The sequence below is a fragment of the Burkholderia sp. SIMBA_062 genome (genome assembly GCF_046534765.1).
Taxonomy (GTDB): domain Bacteria; phylum Pseudomonadota; class Gammaproteobacteria; order Burkholderiales; family Burkholderiaceae; genus Burkholderia; species Burkholderia ambifaria.
Genome location: NZ_JAWRYD010000006.1, coordinates 126,956 through 145,086, shown reverse-complemented (window position 1 = coordinate 145,086; position 18,131 = coordinate 126,956). Strand labels below are relative to the sequence as shown.

The window sequence follows — 18,131 nt, the reverse complement described above, 5'->3', positions numbered from 1 at the left end:
TCTAGCATCGATTCTCAGTCGCGCGGGCAGGCAGGCCGGCGCCTTTCAGGAGAATCCGATGAAAGCAGAGTCGAATGGCCGGCCCGCCGCCGGCGCCAAGTTGTCAGGCCAGCCCGCGCTGCAGCAGACGCTCGGGACCTGGCAACTGTGGGGCATCGCGGTCGGCCTCGTGATTTCCGGCGAATACTTCGGCTGGAGCTACGGCTGGGCGAGCGCCGGCACGCTGGGTTTCGTGATCACCGCGGTGTTCGTCGCGGCGATGTACACCACCTTCATCTTCAGCTTCACCGAACTGACGACGTCGATCCCGCACGCGGGCGGCCCGTTCGCGTATGCGCGCCGCGCATTCGGCCCGACGGGCGGCTATCTCGCCGGCGCGGCGACGCTCGTCGAGTTCGTGTTCGCGCCGCCCGCGATCGCGCTGGCGATCGGTGCGTATCTGCATGTGCAGTTTCCGGGGCTCGAACCGAAACACGCGGCGATGGGTGCGTATCTCATATTCATGGCGCTGAACATCGTCGGCGTGCAGATCGCCGCGACGTTCGAGCTGGTCGTCACGCTGTTCGCGATCTTCGAGCTGCTGGTGTTCATGGGTGTCGTGTCGCCGGGCTTCGCGTGGAGCAACTTCATGAAGGGCGGCTGGTCGGGCGCCGATCATTTCAGCGTCGGCGCCTTCCACGGGATGTTCGCGGCGATCCCGTTCGCGATCTGGTTCTTCCTCGCGATCGAAGGCGTCGCGATGGCCGCCGAGGAGGCGAAGAACCCGAAACGCTCGATCCCGATCGCGTACGTGGCCGGCATCCTGACCCTCGTCGCGCTCGCGATCGGCGTGATGGTGTTCGCTGGCGGCGCGGGCGACTGGACCAAGCTCGCGAACATCAACGACCCGCTGCCGCAGGCGATGAAATACATCGTCGGCGCGAACAGCGGCTGGATGCACATGCTCGTGTGGCTCGGGCTGTTCGGGCTGGTCGCGTCGTTCCACGGGATCATCCTCGGCTATTCGCGCCAGATCTTCGCGCTGGCGCGCGAGGGCTACCTGCCCGAATGGCTCGCGAAGGTGCATCCGCGCTTCCGCACGCCCTATCGCGCGATTCTCGCGGGCGGCGTGGTCGGGATCGCCGCGATCTACAGCGACGAGCTGATCCAGTTCGGCGGCCAGACGCTCACCGCGAACATCGTGACGATGTCGGTGTTCGGTGCGATCGTGATGTATATCGTAAGCATGGCGGCGCTGTTCAAGCTGCGCCGCTCGCAGCCGGACATGGCGCGGCCGTTCCGCGCGCCGCTGTACCCGTTCTTCCCGGCATTCGCGATCGTGGCGGCCCTGGTCTGCCTCGGGACGATGGTGTACTTCAACGGGCTGGTGGCGATGGTGTTCATCGCGTTCCTCGCGCTCGGCTACGCGTACTTCCTCGCGACCCGTTCGCAGCGTGCGAGCGCGCCGGGCGACGTGGCGCTCGAGGAGTGAGCATGGCGAACCCGCACGGCCGCGCCTGACGGCATCCGGTGCGCCCCGTCGAACGGGCGCGCCGTCGGCGTCCGGCACGGATGGGCAAGGACTGGCAAGGAGATTCGAACGATGGCCTACACGGAGACGATCGGCCCGCGCACGTACCGCTTCGCGGACCTGAAGACGCTGCTCGCGAAGGCGAGCCCGTTGCGCTCCGGCGACCAGCTCGCCGGCGTCGCGGCGGCGAGCGAGGAGGAGCGCGTAGCCGCGAAGATCGCGCTTGCGGGCGTGCCGCTGAAGGCATTCCTGAACGAGGCGCTGATTCCGTACGAACACGACGAGGTCACGCGCCTGATCCTCGACGATCACGACGCGGCCGCGTTCGCGGAAATCTCGCACCTGACGGTGGGGGATTTCCGCAACTGGCTGTTGTCGCCCGCGGCCGACGGCGCCGCGCTCGAGCGGATCGCGCCGGGCCTCACGCCCGAGATGGTCGCGGCCGTGTCGAAGCTGATGCGCAACCAGGACCTGATCGCGGCCGCGCGGAAGCGCCGCGTCGTCACGCGCTTTCGCAACACGGTTGGGCTGGCGGGCCGGATGTCGGTGCGGTTGCAGCCGAACCATCCGACCGACGACGTGAAGGGCATCGCCGCGTCGATGCTCGACGGGCTGATGTACGGCTGCGGCGACGCGATGATCGGCATCAACCCGGCCACCGACAGCCTCGCGGCGATCATGAAGCTGCTCGCGATGATCGACGGGTTCCGCGAACGCTACGGCGTGCCGACGCAGTCGTGTGTGCTCACTCACGTGACGAATACGATCGCCGCGATCGAGAAGGGCGCGCCGGTCGACCTGGTGTTCCAGTCGATCGCGGGCACCGAGAAGGCGAACGCGAGCTTCGGGATCTCGCTCGCGCTGCTCGGCGAGGCGCGCGAGGCCGCGTTGTCGCTCGGGCGCGGCACCGTCGGCAACAACCTGATGTATTTCGAGACGGGCCAGGGCAGCGCGCTGTCGGCGAACGCGCATTTCGGCGTCGACCAGCAGACCTGCGAGGTGCGGGCGTACGCGGTCGCGCGCAAGTTCGACCCGTTCCTCGTGAACACGGTCGTCGGCTTCATCGGGCCCGAATACCTGTACGACGGCAAGCAGATCATCCGCGCGGGGCTCGAGGATCACTTCTGCGGCAAGCTGCTCGGCGTGCCGATGGGCTGCGACATCTGCTACACGAACCACGCGGAAGCCGACCAGGACGACATGGACACGCTGCTGACGCTGCTGGGTGCGGCCGGCATCAACTTCATCATGGGGATTCCGGGCGCGGACGACGTGATGCTGAACTACCAGAGCACGTCGTTTCACGACCAGCTGTACGTGCGCGAGGTGCTCGGCCTGCGCCGCGCGCCCGAGTTCGAGGAGTGGCTGGAGACGATGGAGATCGCCGACGCGCACGGCGCGCTGCGCGTGGCGAGCCCGCGCGTGCCGCTGCTCGCGGGCGCGAACGACTGGATGGGGATTTCCGCATGAGCGACGCCGTCGAAAAGAACCCGTGGGCGCAGCTGAGGTCGTTCACGAACGCGCGGATCGCGCTCGGCCGCGCCGGCAACAGCCTGCCGACCGCGCCGCTGCTCGCGTTCAACCTGTCTCACGCGCAGGCGCGCGACGCCGTGCACCAGCCGCTCGACGCGGACGCGCTGCGGCGCGAGATCGACGCATGCGGGCTGCCGACGCTCGGCGTGCAGAGCGCCGCGCCCGACCGCGACCACTATCTGCGCCGGCCCGACCTCGGCCGCAAGCTGTCGGACGACAGCCGCGGGCTGCTGGCCGGCTACGGCGCGGCGCTCGACGACGCGCCCGATGTGGTGTTCGTGGTCGGCGACGGGCTGTCGGCGTTCGCGGCCGCGAAGCAGGCGCTGCCGCTGCTGCAGGCCGTGCGGCCGCGGCTCGACGCGGACGGCTGGCGGATCGGCCCGGTGGTGGTCGCGACGCAGGCGCGCGTCGCGCTCGGCGACGAGATCGGCGAGCTGCTGCGCGCGAAGGTCGTCGCGATGCTGATCGGCGAACGGCCGGGGCTCAGCTCGCCCGACAGTCTCGGCGTGTACCTGACGTGGGCGCCGAAGGTCGGCTGCCACGACGCGCTGCGCAACTGCATCTCGAACGTGCGGCCCGAGGGGCTCCCGCATGCCGCCGCCGCGCACAAGCTGCATTACCTGATGACGCAGGCGCGCCGGCTCGGGCTCACGGGTGTCGGGCTGAAGGACGACAGCGATGCGCTGCTGCCGCAGGCGGACGCGGAGCGGATCGGCGCGGAATGACGCGGAATGACGAGGCGGCTGCGCGTTGCGAGCCGGCCGTCTACTTGACTACTTGAACAGCCGCTCGCACAGGAAGTCGACGAACACGCGCAGCTTCGGCGACAACTGCCGGCTCGACGGCCACACGATCGAGAACTGCCCGGGCGCGATCCGGTAGTCGTCGAGCACGGTGACGAGCGCGCCGGTGTCCAGCGCGTCGCGCGCGAGGAAGTCGGGCATGTAGCCGATGCCGAGCCCCGCCATGACCGCGCCGCGCAGTGCTTCCATGTTGTTGCAGGTCATCGCGGTGCGCAGCTTCAGCGGCGTGCCGTCGCGGGCGGCGAGCGCCCAGTCCTGCAGCTTGCCGGTGGTCGGGAAGCAATAGCGCACGCAATCGTGCGCTTCGAGATCGTGCGGCGCGCGCGGCGTGCCGGCCTGCGCGAGATACGCGGGCGTCGCGCACAGCACGAACGCGAACGGGCCGAGCCGCCGCGACATCAGGCTCGAATCCGATAGCGGACCGCTGCGGATCACCGCGTCGAAGCCGCCTTCGACGACGTCCACCATCCGATCGTTGAAATCCAGGTCGAGCTCGACGTCCGGATAGCGCTGCCTGAATTCGGGCAGCACCGGCAGCAGGAACCGGTAGCCGATCACCGGCAGGCTCACGCGCAGCTTGCCGCGCGGGCGCTGCGCGGATGCCGTCACCGTCGCTTCCGCATCGCGAAAATCCTCGAGGATCCGCTGGCAGCGTTCGTAGAAATGGCGCCCTTCGTCGGTCAGCGTGACGCGGCGCGTCGTGCGGTTGAACAGGCGCACGCCGAGCGACTGCTCGAGCCGCGCGATCGTCTTGCCGACGGCGGACGCGGAAATGCCGAGCGCGCGGCCGGCCGCGACGAAGCTGAGCGCCTCGGCGGTGCGGACGAACGCGGCGATGCCGTTCAGGTTTTCCATCGACATAAGCGGGCCGGCAAGAAGCGGAGAAGAGACCGATTGCGGAATATTAGTCCGTTATATCCGGAGTCTTGCACGGTTTTTCGCCGATTGAATCGGATTTATCTTTGATCGCTCTGGCGGCGCATCCGCGCCCGCTTTTCGAGGAGCGATGATGGATCACCCGTTTTCACCCGATTCGGCCAGCTCGGCACGCCGGCGCGCGTGGGTGCTGGCCGCCGTCTGCATGGCCGCCGTCGCGCTGCCGTTGTCGTTTTCGGGCGGCGCGGTCGCGACGCCCGCGATCGGCCGCGACCTGCACGGCGGGCCGGTCGCGATGAACTGGATCACCAACGCGTTCATGCTCGCGTTCGGCAGTTTCCTGATGGCGGCGGGCGCGCTGGCCGACCAGTTCGGCCGCAAGCGCGTGTTCGCGATCGGCGTCGGCGGCTTCACGCTGATGTCGGTCGCGCTCGCGTTCGCGCCGTCGATGCTCGTGCTCGACCTGCTGCGCGCCGCGCAGGGGCTCGCGGCGGCCGCGGCGCTTGCGGGCGGCACGGCCGCGCTCGCGCAGGAGTTCGACGGCGCGGCGCGCACGCGTGCGTTCAGCCTGCTCGGCACGACGTTCGGGATCGGGCTCGCCTTCGGGCCCGTGCTCGCCGGCGGCCTGATCGCGCACTACGGCTGGCGCGCGATCTTCGTCACGGGAGCGGCGGCCGGCGCGCTGTCGCTCGCGTTCGGGCTGCCGCGCATGCACGAATCGCGCGATCCGCACGCGACGGGGCTCGACTGGCCCGGCACGACCGCGTTCACCGCCGCGCTCACGCTGTTCACGTTCGGCGTGATCGAGGCGCCCGCGCGCGGCTGGACGCATCCGCTCGTCGTCGCGCTGCTGGCGGGCGCGGCGCTCGGCGCATGCGCGTTCGTCGCGATCGAGACGCGCGTCGCGCGGCCGATGCTCGACCTGTCGCTGTTCCGGATTCCGCGCTTCGTCGGCGTGCAGGTGCTGCCGGTATCGACCTGCTGCTGCTACATCGTGCTGCTCGTCGTGCTGCCGCTGCGCTTCATCGGCATCGACGGTTTCAGCGAGATCGACACGGGCTGGCTGATGCTCGCGATTTCCGCGCCGATGCTGGTCGTGCCGTTCGTCGCGGCGACGCTCACGCGCCGGCTGTCGGCCGGCGTGATCTCGGGGCTCGGGCTGTTGCTCGCGGCGGTGGGCCTCGTGTGGCTGGACGTCGCGCTGCGCGGCGGCGCGGGGCCGGCGGCGATCGCGCCGATGCTCGCGATCGGCGTCGGGGCCGGCATGCCGTGGGGGCTGATGGACGGGCTGTCGGTCAGCGTCGTGCCGAAGGAGCGCGCAGGGATGGCGACCGGGATCTTCAGCACGACGCGCGTGGCGGGCGAGGGGATCGCGCTCGCGATCGTCGGCGCGGTGCTCGCGACGTTCGCGCATGGCGATTTGCGGCGGATGGCGCCGGGCACGTCCGGCGCGACGCTGCGGGCCGCCGCGCGGCTCGCGACCGGCGATCTCGCCGGCGCGGCGGCCGTGTTGCCGGGCGTCGATCGTGCGGCGCTGCTCGCGAGCTATACGCACGCGTTCGATCGGCTGCTGATCGGGCTCGCGGTCGTCACGGTGCTGTGCGCGGGCGTGGTGTTCGCGTTTCTGGGCGCGCGGCCGGCGGTTGCGGAGGGGCGCGGCGATGAAAGCGACCATGCGCGTGCCGACGCACCGGCGCGGCGCCGGACCGAGCCGGCTTGTGCGGAGGCAAACGGGCGGTGAACGGTGGGGGCGTCGACGGGGGCTGGCGCTTCCGCAGGAGCGGTCGGGTATTTCGTGCGCGTCACCCCGCTGCAGGAGGAGCCGGCTCCCGCGTCATGTCGGCACGCGCGGTGGGCGCCGCCGCGTCGGTGCGGGCATGCCCCCGCCGTTTCAACGGCGACATGGCGCAACATCACGCCAGCACGAGCGGCGGCAGCCCCGCTTCGCCCCGCGCGTGCGCGCTTTCGACTTCGACGACCACATAACGCAGCGCATCCGGCCACAGGTGCGCGTGGCTTCCCGCGTCCTCGTCGATCGTCGCGCGTCCTTGCACGACCCACGTCGTCTGCCCGACGAAATCGACGAACAGCAGCGCAATCGCCGGATTCACGAGCAGGTTGCCGATCGTGTTGAACAGGTTATTCCCCGCGAAGTCGGGCAGCACGAGCGTATGCCGATCGGGCAGGTCGACGAGCGGGGCGAACGAACCGTTCGCGCGCGGTTGCCGGCCGCGATACGAGCAGTCGCTGTCGCCCTCCGCGTTCGCGGTTGCCACGATCAGGAACGCCTGTTCGCGGATGAACGCGACGGCATCGTCGCTGAGGGGGCCCGGTTCGTTCATGGTGTCGGTCGGCGCGTGGCCGCGGCGTGCGGATCCGCGTTGCGCACGCAAGCGACATGCCACGCGGCGCGCGTAGCGCGCGGCGACGCGAGCACCGCTGCGCTGTGAAAAATCCGAACACCCGCCGCGCCGCTGTGCCGTCGCGGTGTTCAGAATCGGCACACTCGTTTCCCGTGCGCCGGCACCGCGCCCGGCGGGCGGCCGGACGCGCCGCTCGTGTTCCGTTTTCGGCCCGTGTGGCACGCATGTTGCGTAAACCGTGCAGCGCGATCCAACCGGCGCTGCATTCACACAAGCACGATGAACAGGAGACATGTATGAACCCGTTTGACCTGAAGCAACTGGGCCTCGACGTCGAATATCCGTACCGTCAGCAGTACGACAACTACATCGGCGGCAAGTGGGTTCCGCCGGTGAAGGGCGAGTATTTCGAGAACGTGTCGCCGATCAACGGCAAGCCGTTCTGCCGCGTGCCGCGCTCGAGCGCCGACGACATCGAGATCGCACTCGACGCCGCGCACGCCGCGCGCCGCAAGTGGGGCAAGACGTCGGTCGCCGAGCGCGCGAACCTGCTGTTGGCCGCCGCCGACCGGATGGAAAAGAACCTGAAGCTGCTCGCGGTGGCCGAGACGATCGACAACGGCAAGCCGCTGCGCGAGACGATGGCGGCCGACCTGCCGCTCGCGATCGATCACTTCCGCTATTTCGCGGGCTGCATCCGCGCGCAGGAAGGCGGCATTTCCGAGATCGACGACAACACCGTCGCGTATCACTTCCACGAGCCGCTCGGCGTCGTCGGCCAGATCATCCCGTGGAACTTCCCGCTGCTGATGGCCGCATGGAAGCTCGCGCCGGCGCTCGCGGCCGGCTGCTGCGTGGTGATGAAGCCGGCCGAGCAGACGCCCGCGTCGGTGATGGTGCTGATGGAGCTGATCGGCGACCTGTTCCCGGCCGGTACGATCAACATCGTGAGCGGCTTCGGCAAGGAAGCGGGCGAAGCGCTCGCGACCAGCAAGCGGATCGCGAAGATCGCGTTCACGGGCTCGACGCCGGTCGGCAAGCACATCCTGCGCGCGGCGGCCGACAACCTGATCCCGTCGACGGTGGAACTGGGCGGCAAGAGCCCGAACATCTTCTTCGCGGACGTGCTCGACCAGGACGACGCGTTCCTCGACAAGACGCTCGAAGGCCTCGCGATGTTCGCGCTGAACCAGGGCGAGGTGTGCACGTGCCCGTCGCGGATCCTGATCCAGGAGTCGATCTACGAACGCTTCATCGAGAAGGCCGTCGCGCGCGTCGAGCGCATCAAGGCCGGCCACCCGCTCGACCTGCAGACGATGATCGGCGCGCAGGCGTCGCAGCAGCAGCTCGACAAGATCCTGTCGTACATCGACATCGGCCGCGACGAAGGCGCGCAATGCCTGACGGGCGGCGAGCGCACGGCGCCGGGCGCCGATCTCGGCACGGGCTACTACGTGAAGCCGACGATGCTGTTCGGCAACAACAAGATGCGCGTGTTCCAGGAAGAGATCTTCGGGCCGGTCGCGTCGGTGATGACGTTCAAGGACGAGCAGGAAGCGATCGAACTCGCGAACGACACGTTCTACGGGCTCGGCGCGGGCGTGTGGACGCGCAACGGCACGCGTGCGTACCGGATGGGCCGCGAGATCGAGGCCGGCCGCGTGTGGACCAACTGCTATCACCTGTACCCGGCGCACGCGGCGTTCGGCGGCTACAAGCAGTCGGGCATCGGTCGCGAGACGCACAAGATGGCGCTGTCGAACTATCAGCAGACGAAATGCCTGCTGGTCAGCTACCAGGCCGAGGCGCTCGGGTTCTTCTGATCGCCTGAGCAGGTGGCGAGGTGCCGGGGCCGGCCGGGCGGCGGGGGAACGCTGCCCGGTACGGTTGCCGGTGTCCGATTCCCGATTCTCGATTCCGGGCAGGGTTCGACGGCCGGGCTCGGGTGACGCATCTGCGGCCGTCGAGCGGCACCGGCGGCGATGCAGTGCGCTGACGGCGGTGCGCCCGGCATTTCGCCACTTTCGCCTCAAGACATTGGACACGTGGCGCCGCCGACCCCGGCAGTCGCGCGGTGGCGGCGGCCGCATCGCGCACCGGTGGGCCCGACGGAAAACCAGCATGGCAGAACCACCCCGATCCTATCCACGCCACCCGGTGTTCCACGCGGGCGAGCTCGACGCGCATCATCGGTTCGGCGTCGCCGACGAAGCCGAGCGGATGAGCGACGTCGTGACGACGCGGCTGAGCATCGGCGTGCGCCAGTTCGTCGAGTCGCAGCCGTTCATGTTCGTCGGCACGACGCGCGGCGAACCGGCGCGCGTGACCTGCGACATCGTGCAGGGCATGCGCGACGCGAACGGCGATCTATGGCCGGTCGTGCGCGTGATCGACACGAAGACGCTGCGTTTCGCGCTGTCGACGCCCGGCGACGGCGACCGGATCGATGCGCTCGAATGCGACGGCCGCGGCGTCGGGCTGCTGTTCATCGATTTCGTGCGCGGCATCCGCTATCGGATCAACGGCCGCGCGACGCTGCGGGCCGATCTCCCGGAAGCGGACGCGGCGCCCTGGCCGGCCGGCAGCCCGATCGTCGAGCTGGCGGTCGCCCAGGCGTACGGCAATTGCGGCACACGGGTCGTGCGGTTGCAGCCGCGCACCTAGCGCGGGGGCCGGGCCGCCGGCGGCATGCATGCCGCACCCGCGCGGTGCGCGGCACGCCGCCTCCGGGTGCGCCCGCATGGCGCGCGGCGGCCGTACAGCGTGGAATGACGGGCTTGTCGCCGGCCGCGCGGTTCGGCACGGGACTTGCGTGATGGACGCGGTCCCGGGCAGGTGAGGAGAACACGATGGAGCAACGAGTGGCGTGCATGGCCGAACCGACGGCCGAGGACACGCGGTGCAGCGCGCAGGGTGACGACGCGCTGGCCGGCCAGGCCGTGGTGAGCGTCGCGCACGACGCCGACGAGCAGGCGCGCAACCTGATCGGCTGGCGGCAGACCTACGACCAGCTCGCGGCCGGCCGCTTCGTCGGCACGCTGACCGAGCTGCCGCTCGATACGATGAAGCTGTTTCGCGAATCGACCAGCCACCTGCTGCGCCAGGCGTGCGAGGTGCGCGGCGACGCATACTGGTTCGGCATCCCGCTGGCGAGCGACGGCACCGCGCGCGTCGATGCATGCCGCATCGGCCCCGGCGCGCTCGCGTTCCGGCCCGGCAACGTCGAATTCGAATTGCTGACGCCCGCGCAGTTCTCGATCTACGGCGTCGTCGTGCGCGGCGACGTGTTGCGCCGTTACGCGGAGGAAGTCGAGCACCGCGCGCTCGACGAGCGGCTGTTCACGCAGCACGTGATCCAGATTGGCGACACGCGGCTCGCGCGCCTGTGCGCGCTGCTCGGCCGCCGGCTCGACGGCGCGGCGGCCGTCGGCGGCCCGCTGCCCGACGCGCAGCGCGACGACCTGCAGGCCGAGGTGCTGGGCGCGCTGTTCGACGCGTGCGCGCAGCCGGCGGACGACCGCGCGGGCGGCGCGCCGTCGACCCGGCGCTGGATCGTCGAGCAGGCGCGCGAGTACGTGCTGGCGCACCGCACGCGCCCGGTCGGCGTGCCCGAGCTGTGCGAGCAATTGCACGTGAGCCGACGCACGCTGCAGTACTGCTTCCAGGACGTGCTCGGCATGGCGCCCGCGACCTACCTGCGCACGCTGCGGCTGAACGGCGCGCGGCGCGATCTGTGCGGGCGGGCGGCCGGTTCGGTGCAGGACGTCGCGGAGGCGTGGGGCTTCTGGCACCTGAGCCAGTTTGCGACCGACTACCGGCGGCTGTTCGGCAAGCGGCCGTCGGAGACGCTGCGCGATCGTGCCGTGATGGTCGCGGCCGGGTGAGCGTGGCGGCGCGTGGAGGCCGCTGAAGGTTCGATCTTTCGGGCGAGTTCCGTTTATCTATTCGGCTGCGGCGGCCGCTTGGCGCGGCGCCGGCCACCGCAATGCATCCCAGTCGATCGCGCGGTAAGCGGCTTCGACCGCCGTCAGATCCTCCGGCCGCTCGCTGCGATGCAGCCCGCGCAATTCGGCCGGCACGTCGAGCTCGACCGGCACGCAGTGCGGATAGTCGCGCACGCGCAGCGCCGGCCCGATCGTCGTGAAACAACCGAGTGTCGGCACGTCGAAGCCGTCGGCGACATGAAGCGCGGCCGTGTCGGGCGCGAACAGCATGCTGGCACCCTTGACCCAGGCAATGAAACTCGCGGTGTCGGGCGCGTGGCGGCTCACGTCGACGTAGGCCGGATGCGCGACGGGACCGAACCCGACCACCGGCAGCCCGTAACGCTGCGCGATTCGCTCCACGAATGCCGCGCGCAGCGCGGGCGGCACGCTGCGCACCGCGGTGCTCGCCGTCGGGCAAAACAGCACGTACGGGCGCTGCCATTCGGCCGGCAGCGCGGGCAGCCGCAGCCGCGCGAGCCAGCGATTGCGCTTCGCGGCAGCCGGCACCGTGGCCGGATCCGCACCGAGCGCGTCGAGGAAGAAGTCGATCATCGGCTGCCGCGCGAACGCGGGCCAGTACAGGTGATTGCCGAGATCGATGCACGGCGTGTGCGCGGGCAGCCCGTCGACGGGGTACGGCAGCGCACGTGACGGTGCGACGACGTCGGCCGCGAGCGCATACAGCGCTTCGACGTAGCGCGGTGCGCGGGCCGGCCGGTACAGCGTGAAGCGCACGCCGGGATGCATCGCGCGCAGCGCGGCGAGCGCGGTCAGCCCGATCACCGAGTCGCCGAGTGCGACACCCATCCCGTTGATCACGTGCACGTCCGTTGTGCGGCCGTAGTCGCGCCGGAACGGCCGATGAACGGCATGCAGCAGACCGAGCGCCGCCGCGGCCGGCACGCAGCCTTCCGCGCGATCCCTGCCGTGCTCGATGTCGTACGGCGCGACGAGCGTACCGTCGGGCGCGAGCAGCGTGCCGGGGAGGACGAGCGCGTCGTCGTGCGACAACGCGAGACTGGCCGGTGCGGCGTGCATGCCCATGATCATGCGCCGCGCGCCCGGCGGCCCTGCTCGCGGATCTGCTCGAGCGTCGCGGCCGGCGTGCTGGCGTCCTGCGGGATGCGGATCTCGATCAGCGCCGGCAGCCCGCAGGTCAGCGCGCGCTCGAGTGCCGGCGCGAAGTCGGCGGTGCGCTCGACCATCTCGCCATGCGCGCCGAACGCGCGCGCATACGCGGCGAAGTCGGGGTTCGTGAGCCCCGTGCCGTGTACGCGCCCCGGATAGTTGCGCTCCTGATGCATACGGATCGTACCGAAATGCCCGTTGTTGACGACGATTGCGACGATGTTCAGCCCGTACTGCATCGCGGTCGCGAGTTCGTTGCCGGCCATCATGAAGCAGCCGTCGCCAGCGAGCGCGACGACGGCCCGCTCCGGATACAGCGACTTGGCGGCGAGCGCGGCGGGCAGCCCGTAACCCATCGCGCCGCTGGTCGGCGCGAGCTGCGAGCGGAAGTGCCGGTACGCGAAGTGGCGATGCAGCCAGATTGCGTAGTTGCCGGCGCCGTTGGTCAGGATCGCGTCGTGCGGCAGGCGCTCGCGCAACTGCACCATCACGTCGCCGAGCTGGACATCGCCGGGCATCGGCAGCGGCGCATGCCATTCGCGGTACGCGCGGTGCGCGTCGGCGGCCGTGCCGGCCCATGCCGGGTGCGCCGGCGGTTCGAGCGCGGCGAGCGGCGCCGCGATCTCCGGCATCCCCGACACGATCGGCAGGTCGGCCGCATACACGCGGCCGAGCTCGTCCGCGCCCTGATGCACGTGGATCAGCGTCTGGCGCGTCTTCGGGATGTCGAGCAGCGTATAGCCGCCCGTCGTCGCTTCGCCCAGGCGCGGGCCGAGCACCAGCAGCAGGTCGGCGTCGCGAATCCGCTTGGCGAGCGCGGGATTGATCCCGAGGCCGACGTCGCCCGCGTAGTTCGGATGCGCGTTGTCGAAGGTGTCCTGGAAGCGGAACGCGCACGCGACCGGCAACTGCCAGCGCTCGACGAAGGTGCGCAGGTTCGCGCATGCGTCCGGCGTCCAGCCGCTGCCGCCGACGATCGCGAATGGCCGTTCCGCCCGCGCGAGCCGTTCGCGCAGCTCGTCGAGCTGGGTGGTCGACGGCGACGCCGCGACGCGTTTCGCGGCCGGCACGACCGGCTGCGACGCGCAGGCTTCGGACAGCACGTCCTCCGGCAGCGCGAGCACGACGGGCCCCGGGCGACCGGAGGTCGCGACGTGGAACGCATGGCTCAGGTATTCGGGAATGCGGCGCGGGTCGTCGATCTGCGCGACCCATTTCGCCATCTGGCCGAACATCCGCCGGTAGTCGATTTCCTGGAAGGCTTCGCGGTCGAGGTGCTCGCGCGCGCACTGGCCGACGAACAGGATCATCGGCGTCGAATCCTGGAACGCGGTGTGCACGCCGATCGACGCATGGGTCGCGCCGGGCCCGCGCGTGACGAACGCGATGCCGGGGCGGCCGGTCAGCTTGCCGACCGCCTCGGCCATGTTCGCGGCGGCCGCCTCGTGGCGGCAGACGACCGTCTGGATGCGCGCGGTGTGATCCGCGAGCGCATCGAGTACGGCGAGGAAGCTCTCGCCCGGCACGCAGAACGTGCGTTCGACGTGATTGGCGAGCAACGCATCGACGAGCAGTCGCGCACCGGTGGTGGCGCTCTGCTCGAGATCCTTGGAATGCGACATGGGCTGCCGTCTCCGTGGGTAGCGGGACGTACAGCTTACGCCCGTTGGCGGGGCGCCGGTACGCCGCCCGGTGAAAAGTGTCGGATCGCGGGGGGACTTCGGAACGCACGCCGGGCTTTCGGCTGGCCGGACGGCCGGCTTGTGCCTGCGCGCTCGGTGGTGAAAAGTGAGTGCAGGGGATGTTGGGTCGGGCTTCTGTGTCGACTCGGAAACGGAGATATCCCAATCAATAATAAAGTGGGATGCCGTTCAATAGTAAAATTCACCGAACGCATGGACAAACGTATCGAGGATCACCATGGCAACCGAAACGATCGATCAAAAGACGCTGACGGAGCTGATCGAAGCCGGTGCCGTATGCGGGGCTCGCGTGGTCGGCTGCGGCAACGGCTGGGCGCTCTCGGCCCGTTGCGGCGCGCACGACCGTTTCCTGTCGGCCAAGCGCGGCGACGTGCGGGTGTTTCGCCGTTTCGAAACACTGGTCGGATTTCTACGCGACATCGGCATCAGCCGGTTCGATGTGGACGCGTCGGCATTCGACCCGGATGCGGCAGGCCGGGCGACCCGGCCCGATCGCGCAGCCGCGTTGAAGGCGGCGCACGAGGCAGCGGCCCACGATCGCTGGTTTCGCGAGCAGGTGCGGCAGGCGCTGGACGATCCGCGTGCGGCGATTCCCGACGCAGAGGTCAGCGCCGACTTCGCGTCGCGCCGTGCGGCGATGCGTGAGCGGCTCGCGGGCAAGCGAGGGGATGCTTCTTGACCCTCGCGCTGCACTGGAATCCGAAGGCGTACGAGGATCGCGCCGCGATCATGGACACCATCGGCGAGGACGACCCGCTGGCCGCGCTCGAACTCGACGAACTGCTGGAAGAAAGGGCACGTTCGTTGCCGGCCCATGCCGAGCTGTATCGGCAAGGTCGGGTGGCGGGCACGCGCGAGCTGGTGGTCGCGCCGAACTATGTGCTCGTGTATCGCATCCGACCGGCCGACGGGATCGTGGAGGTGCTTCGGGTGTTGCATGCGCGACGTCGGCCCACGCGGCGGCCGCTGACCCACGTACTCGAGAAATTCGCGAAATTCGGGCCGGATTTCATGGCCGAAGGGCGGGGTGACCAGGAGCAGGCCGATCGCGAGGGTTTGTGATGCCGCGCTATATGCTCGACACCAACATGTGCATCTATTTGATGAAGAACCAGCCGGAGCAGGTCGCGAGGCGGTTCGCGCAGTGTTACACCGGAGACGTCGTGATGTCGGCGATCACCTATGCCGAACTCGAGTACGGCGTTACCGTGTGTGCGAGTCCAGCCCGCGAGCGTCGCAATCTTGCCGCGCTGATCGACGATATTCCGGTTGCGCCGTTCGACGTCGCGGCTGCGCAAGCGTATGGTCCGGCCCGCGACGCAACCCGCGAGCGAAAGAAGGATCACCTCGATAAATTGATCGCCGCTCATGCGGTATCGCTCGATGTCGTCCTCGTGACCAGCAACGAGCGGGATTTCGTCAGCTATCCGGGGTTGCGGTTGGAGAACTGGCTGAACGATTAGTGTCCGACGCTACGATCGACGGTAATTATTCGGGGCGTCGATCCGCCCCGCGTTACCGACCGACCGCGCATCAACACTCGACGATATTCACCGCCAGGCCGCCGCGCGAGGTTTCCTTGTACTTCGTCTTCATGTCGGCGCCCGTCTCGCGCATCGTCTTGATCACCGAGTCGAGCGACACGTAGTGCGAGCCGTCGCCGCGCAGCGCCATGCGTGCCGCGTTGACGGCCTTCACCGACGCCATCGCGTTGCGCTCGATGCACGGGATCTGCACCATCCCGCCGACCGGGTCGCAGGTGAGGCCGAGGTTGTGCTCCATCCCGATCTCGGCCGCGTTCTCGACCTGGCGCGGCGTGCCGCCGAGCACGGCCGCGAGCGCGCCGGCCGCCATCGAGCACGCGACGCCCACTTCGCCCTGGCAGCCCACTTCCGCGCCCGAAATCGACGCGTTGAGCTTGTAAAGAATGCCGATCGCCGCGGCCGTCAGCAGGAAGTCGATCACGCCCTGTTCGTTCGCGCCCGGCGTGAAGCGCGTGTAGTAGTGCAGCACGGCCGGAATGATGCCGGCCGCGCCGTTGGTCGGCGCGGTGACGACGCGGCCGCCGGCCGCGTTTTCCTCGTTCACTGCGATCGCATACAGGTTGATCCAGTCGATCATCGACAGCGGATCCTGCAGCGCCTGTTCGGGGTTGCCGGTCAGCGTGCGATACAGCTGCGGCGCGCGGCGCTTGACCTGGAACGGGCCGGGCAGGTTGCCGTCGGCATCCGGGTTGCCGATCCCGCAGCCGCGCGACACGCACGACTGCATCACGGCCCAGATCTTCAGCAGCCCGTCGCGCGTCTCTTCCTCGGTGTGCCACGCGCGCTCGTTTTCCCACATCAGCCGCGCGATCGACTTGCCGGTCGCCTCGGTCAGCGCGAGCAGCTCGGCGCCGGTGCTAAACGGGTGCGTCATCTGCTCGGCCGCGCTCAGCACCTTCGTGTTCGGCGCGCCGGCCGTCACGACGAAGCCGCCGCCGACCGACAGGTAGGTGCGCTCGACCAGCACGTCGCCGTTCGCGTCGGACGCGCGCAGCTTCATCCCGTTCGGATGCTCGGGCAGCGCCTGCCGGTAGAACGCGATGTGCTCCTTCAGCACGAACGGCACCGGATGCGTGCCGAGCAGCGCGAGCTGCTTCGACTTGCGGACGTCGTCGAGCCGCGCGTCGATCGTGTCGGGATCGACGGTGTCGGGCGCGTCGCCGAGCAGGCCGAGCATCACGCCGCGGTCGGTGCCGTGGCCCTTGCCGGTCGCGCCGAGCGAGCCGTACAGTTCGACCTTCACGTTGGCCGTCGCGTCGAGCAGCCCGTCGCGCTCGAGGCCCTGGACGAACATCAGCGCCGCGCGCATCGGTCCGACCGTATGCGAACTGGACGGGCCGATGCCGATCTTGAAGAGGTCAAACACGCTGACTGCCATTTTGATACCTGCCTTGCTTTGAGAATGATGCTAGCGCGCCTGCAACGGCAGGCACGCGGCCAGCCATGCGGGCGGCATGACGGATAACCGCCGCGCGACACGGGCATAGCGCCCGTCGAGCCGCGCGGCCAGATGAAAGAGTTCGGTGGCGTTTTTCGGGTCCCACTGCCCCGTGTAGCCCGGCAAGCCGGCTTCGCGGCGCTTCGCATCGAACGGCACCGGCGAATTCACGAATTCCTCGTGGGTCTTCTCGCCGAGCGCGTACGGCACGAGCCAGTCGAGCGCGGCCGCGAGCGACGCGCCGTTCGCGCCGCGCTCGCGCAGCCAGTTGCGGTTGAAGCGGCGCGCGGCGAGCGCGGCCGTGACCAGCGGCTGCAGGTCGTACACCGCGTAATGCAGCGCATCGCGTTCGTCGAAATCCCAGGTCTTGCCGTCCGGGCCGATGTTGTCGGCAAGATGCTCGACGAACAGCCGCTGCGCGGCGTTCATCATCTTGCGGTCGCCGAGCGTGAACGCGGACAGCGCGATCAGCTTGATCCGGTGGCTCTGCCAGTTGTTGCGCCACGTGCCGGTGAGCGGGCGCTTCTGCGCGTCGATCTGCGCGACATAGCCGGCGCCCAGTTTCGCGATGAACGCCGCGGTGGCGTTGCGCGTCTTGACCGGCAGCGCGCTCGCCGTCATGTCGTACGCGACGATCAGGCTGTCGAAGCGCGTCTCGTCGATCGGGTTGAAGCTCGGCTGGTAGGTCGACACCCACGCGGACAGGAAGCGGTCGACGAGCTGCAGGTAGCGCGGCGCATTCGTCACGCGCCACGCGAGCGCGGCGTCGCGCATCAGCTCCATGTCCTTCAGCGCGTCGGCGCTCTGGTCGTAGATGCCTTCGTGCGGCAGCGTGCCTTCGGTGTGCACGCGCGGCATCGCCTTCGGCTGCTCGCCGATGCGCGCGTCGACGCTGCGGATCAGCGCCTGCACGCCCGGCTCGGCCTGTATCGTCTCGCTCGCCTGCAACGCGGGCGCCGCGCAGAAATTCATCGCCGCGCGCGCGCTGCCGGCCGTGCCGAGGCCGACGGTGACGAACGACAGCGACGCGACGAGCAGCGGCACGAAGCGGCGCGTGCGCGGCCGCTCCTGCGTTGCACCCTGGCCCGGAAACATCGGACGCACCATGCGGAACTCCTTGATTGGCTGGATCGCGTGTGATGTTAGCCGGATTGGCGGGCAAGCGTGAATCGATTGGCCGGGCGGCGAACGCAAAAACCGCACGCAACCGAGGGTTGCGTGCGGTCTGGTCACGATCGGACTCCGGC

General features: G+C 69.4%; 16 protein-coding genes. 10 read left to right on the top strand and 6 right to left on the bottom strand.

All coding sequences use genetic code 11. From position 1 onward, the window contains the following. Positions 1-58 precede the first annotated feature (58 nt). From eat to eutC, 3 genes are all read left to right on the top strand, one after another. On the top strand, positions 59-1,471 hold the full coding sequence (gene eat, locus SB786_RS08615; RefSeq protein WP_410727107.1) for an ethanolamine permease: 1,413 nt from the start codon (positions 59-61) through the stop codon (positions 1,469-1,471). Between the two features lie 111 nt (positions 1,472-1,582). Next, positions 1,583-2,980 carry an ethanolamine ammonia-lyase subunit EutB gene (locus tag SB786_RS08610; RefSeq protein ID WP_410727106.1) on the top strand — a complete coding sequence of 466 codons (1,398 nt, stop codon included), beginning with the start codon at positions 1,583-1,585 and terminating at the stop codon, positions 2,978-2,980. Beyond that, complete coding sequence (gene eutC / locus SB786_RS08605) at positions 2,977-3,768, top strand: ethanolamine ammonia-lyase subunit EutC (protein ID WP_410727105.1); 792 nt, start codon at positions 2,977-2,979, stop codon at positions 3,766-3,768. The genes SB786_RS08610 and eutC overlap by 4 nt, the downstream gene beginning before the upstream one ends. Before the next feature lie 48 nt (positions 3,769-3,816). Here eutC and SB786_RS08600 read toward each other — a convergent pair whose 3' ends face one another. Then, entirely contained in the window at positions 3,817-4,701 is an 885-nt protein-coding gene (locus tag SB786_RS08600; RefSeq protein WP_034177060.1) for a LysR family transcriptional regulator, read from the bottom strand. A 154-nt stretch (positions 4,702-4,855) separates the two neighbouring features. Between SB786_RS08600 and SB786_RS08595 the strand changes: the two genes are divergently transcribed. Beyond that, complete coding sequence (locus SB786_RS08595) at positions 4,856-6,463, top strand: MFS transporter (protein WP_410727104.1); 1,608 nt, start codon at positions 4,856-4,858, stop codon at positions 6,461-6,463. 172 nt (positions 6,464-6,635) lie between these two features. Here SB786_RS08595 and SB786_RS08590 read toward each other — a convergent pair whose 3' ends face one another. Further along, positions 6,636-7,064 (bottom strand): pyridoxamine 5'-phosphate oxidase family protein, encoded by a 429-nt coding sequence (locus SB786_RS08590; RefSeq protein ID WP_410727103.1) that lies wholly within the window; start codon positions 7,062-7,064, stop codon positions 6,636-6,638. A gap of 317 nt (positions 7,065-7,381) precedes the next feature. Between SB786_RS08590 and SB786_RS08585 the strand changes: the two genes are divergently transcribed. The 3 genes from SB786_RS08585 to SB786_RS08575 all read left to right on the top strand — a co-directional run bounded on the left by SB786_RS08585 (position 7,382) and on the right by SB786_RS08575 (position 10,969). Further along, the gene (locus SB786_RS08585) at positions 7,382-8,908 is read left to right on the top strand and encodes an aldehyde dehydrogenase family protein (RefSeq protein ID WP_410727102.1); all 1,527 of its coding nucleotides are present in this window, start codon (positions 7,382-7,384) and stop codon (positions 8,906-8,908) included. Positions 8,909-9,206: 298 nt separating this feature from the next. Then, positions 9,207-9,749 (top strand): pyridoxamine 5'-phosphate oxidase family protein, encoded by a 543-nt coding sequence (locus tag SB786_RS08580; RefSeq protein ID WP_410727101.1) that lies wholly within the window; start codon positions 9,207-9,209, stop codon positions 9,747-9,749. Between the two features lie 185 nt (positions 9,750-9,934). Continuing rightward, positions 9,935-10,969 carry a helix-turn-helix domain-containing protein gene (locus tag SB786_RS08575; protein WP_410727100.1) on the top strand — a complete coding sequence of 345 codons (1,035 nt, stop codon included), beginning with the start codon at positions 9,935-9,937 and terminating at the stop codon, positions 10,967-10,969. 57 nt (positions 10,970-11,026) lie between these two features. Here the strand turns inward: SB786_RS08575 and SB786_RS08570 are convergent, their stop codons facing one another. Both SB786_RS08570 and SB786_RS08565 read right to left on the bottom strand, forming a co-directional pair. Beyond that, positions 11,027-12,121, bottom strand: a complete 1,095-nt coding sequence (locus tag SB786_RS08570; protein WP_410727099.1) for an ADP-heptose--LPS heptosyltransferase — start codon at positions 12,119-12,121, stop codon at positions 11,027-11,029. Further along, positions 12,118-13,821 carry a thiamine pyrophosphate-binding protein gene (locus SB786_RS08565; protein ID WP_410727098.1) on the bottom strand — a complete coding sequence of 568 codons (1,704 nt, stop codon included), beginning with the start codon at positions 13,819-13,821 and terminating at the stop codon, positions 12,118-12,120. The genes SB786_RS08570 and SB786_RS08565 overlap by 4 nt, the downstream gene beginning before the upstream one ends. 298 nt (positions 13,822-14,119) lie before the next feature. On the opposite strand from SB786_RS08565, the gene SB786_RS08560 reads away from it, so the two are divergent. From SB786_RS08560 to SB786_RS08550, 3 genes are read left to right on the top strand one after another with little or no spacing between them, the layout of a single operon-like run. After that, complete coding sequence (locus tag SB786_RS08560; protein ID WP_410727097.1) at positions 14,120-14,581, top strand: hypothetical protein; 462 nt, start codon at positions 14,120-14,122, stop codon at positions 14,579-14,581. Continuing rightward, the gene (locus tag SB786_RS08555; protein WP_410727096.1) at positions 14,578-14,964 is read left to right on the top strand and encodes a type II toxin-antitoxin system RelE/ParE family toxin; all 387 of its coding nucleotides are present in this window, start codon (positions 14,578-14,580) and stop codon (positions 14,962-14,964) included. The genes SB786_RS08560 and SB786_RS08555 overlap by 4 nt, the downstream gene beginning before the upstream one ends. Next, positions 14,964-15,365 carry a type II toxin-antitoxin system VapC family toxin gene (locus SB786_RS08550; protein ID WP_410727095.1) on the top strand — a complete coding sequence of 134 codons (402 nt, stop codon included), beginning with the start codon at positions 14,964-14,966 and terminating at the stop codon, positions 15,363-15,365. The genes SB786_RS08555 and SB786_RS08550 overlap by 1 nt, the downstream gene beginning before the upstream one ends. A gap of 70 nt (positions 15,366-15,435) precedes the next feature. Here the strand turns inward: SB786_RS08550 and SB786_RS08545 are convergent, their stop codons facing one another. Further along, positions 15,436-16,824 carry an L-serine ammonia-lyase gene (locus SB786_RS08545; RefSeq protein ID WP_410727094.1) on the bottom strand — a complete coding sequence of 463 codons (1,389 nt, stop codon included), beginning with the start codon at positions 16,822-16,824 and terminating at the stop codon, positions 15,436-15,438. Positions 16,825-16,854: 30 nt separating this feature from the next. Next, positions 16,855-17,991 (bottom strand): alginate lyase family protein, encoded by a 1,137-nt coding sequence (locus tag SB786_RS08540; protein WP_410727093.1) that lies wholly within the window; start codon positions 17,989-17,991, stop codon positions 16,855-16,857. Positions 17,992-18,131: the final 140 nt, after the last annotated feature.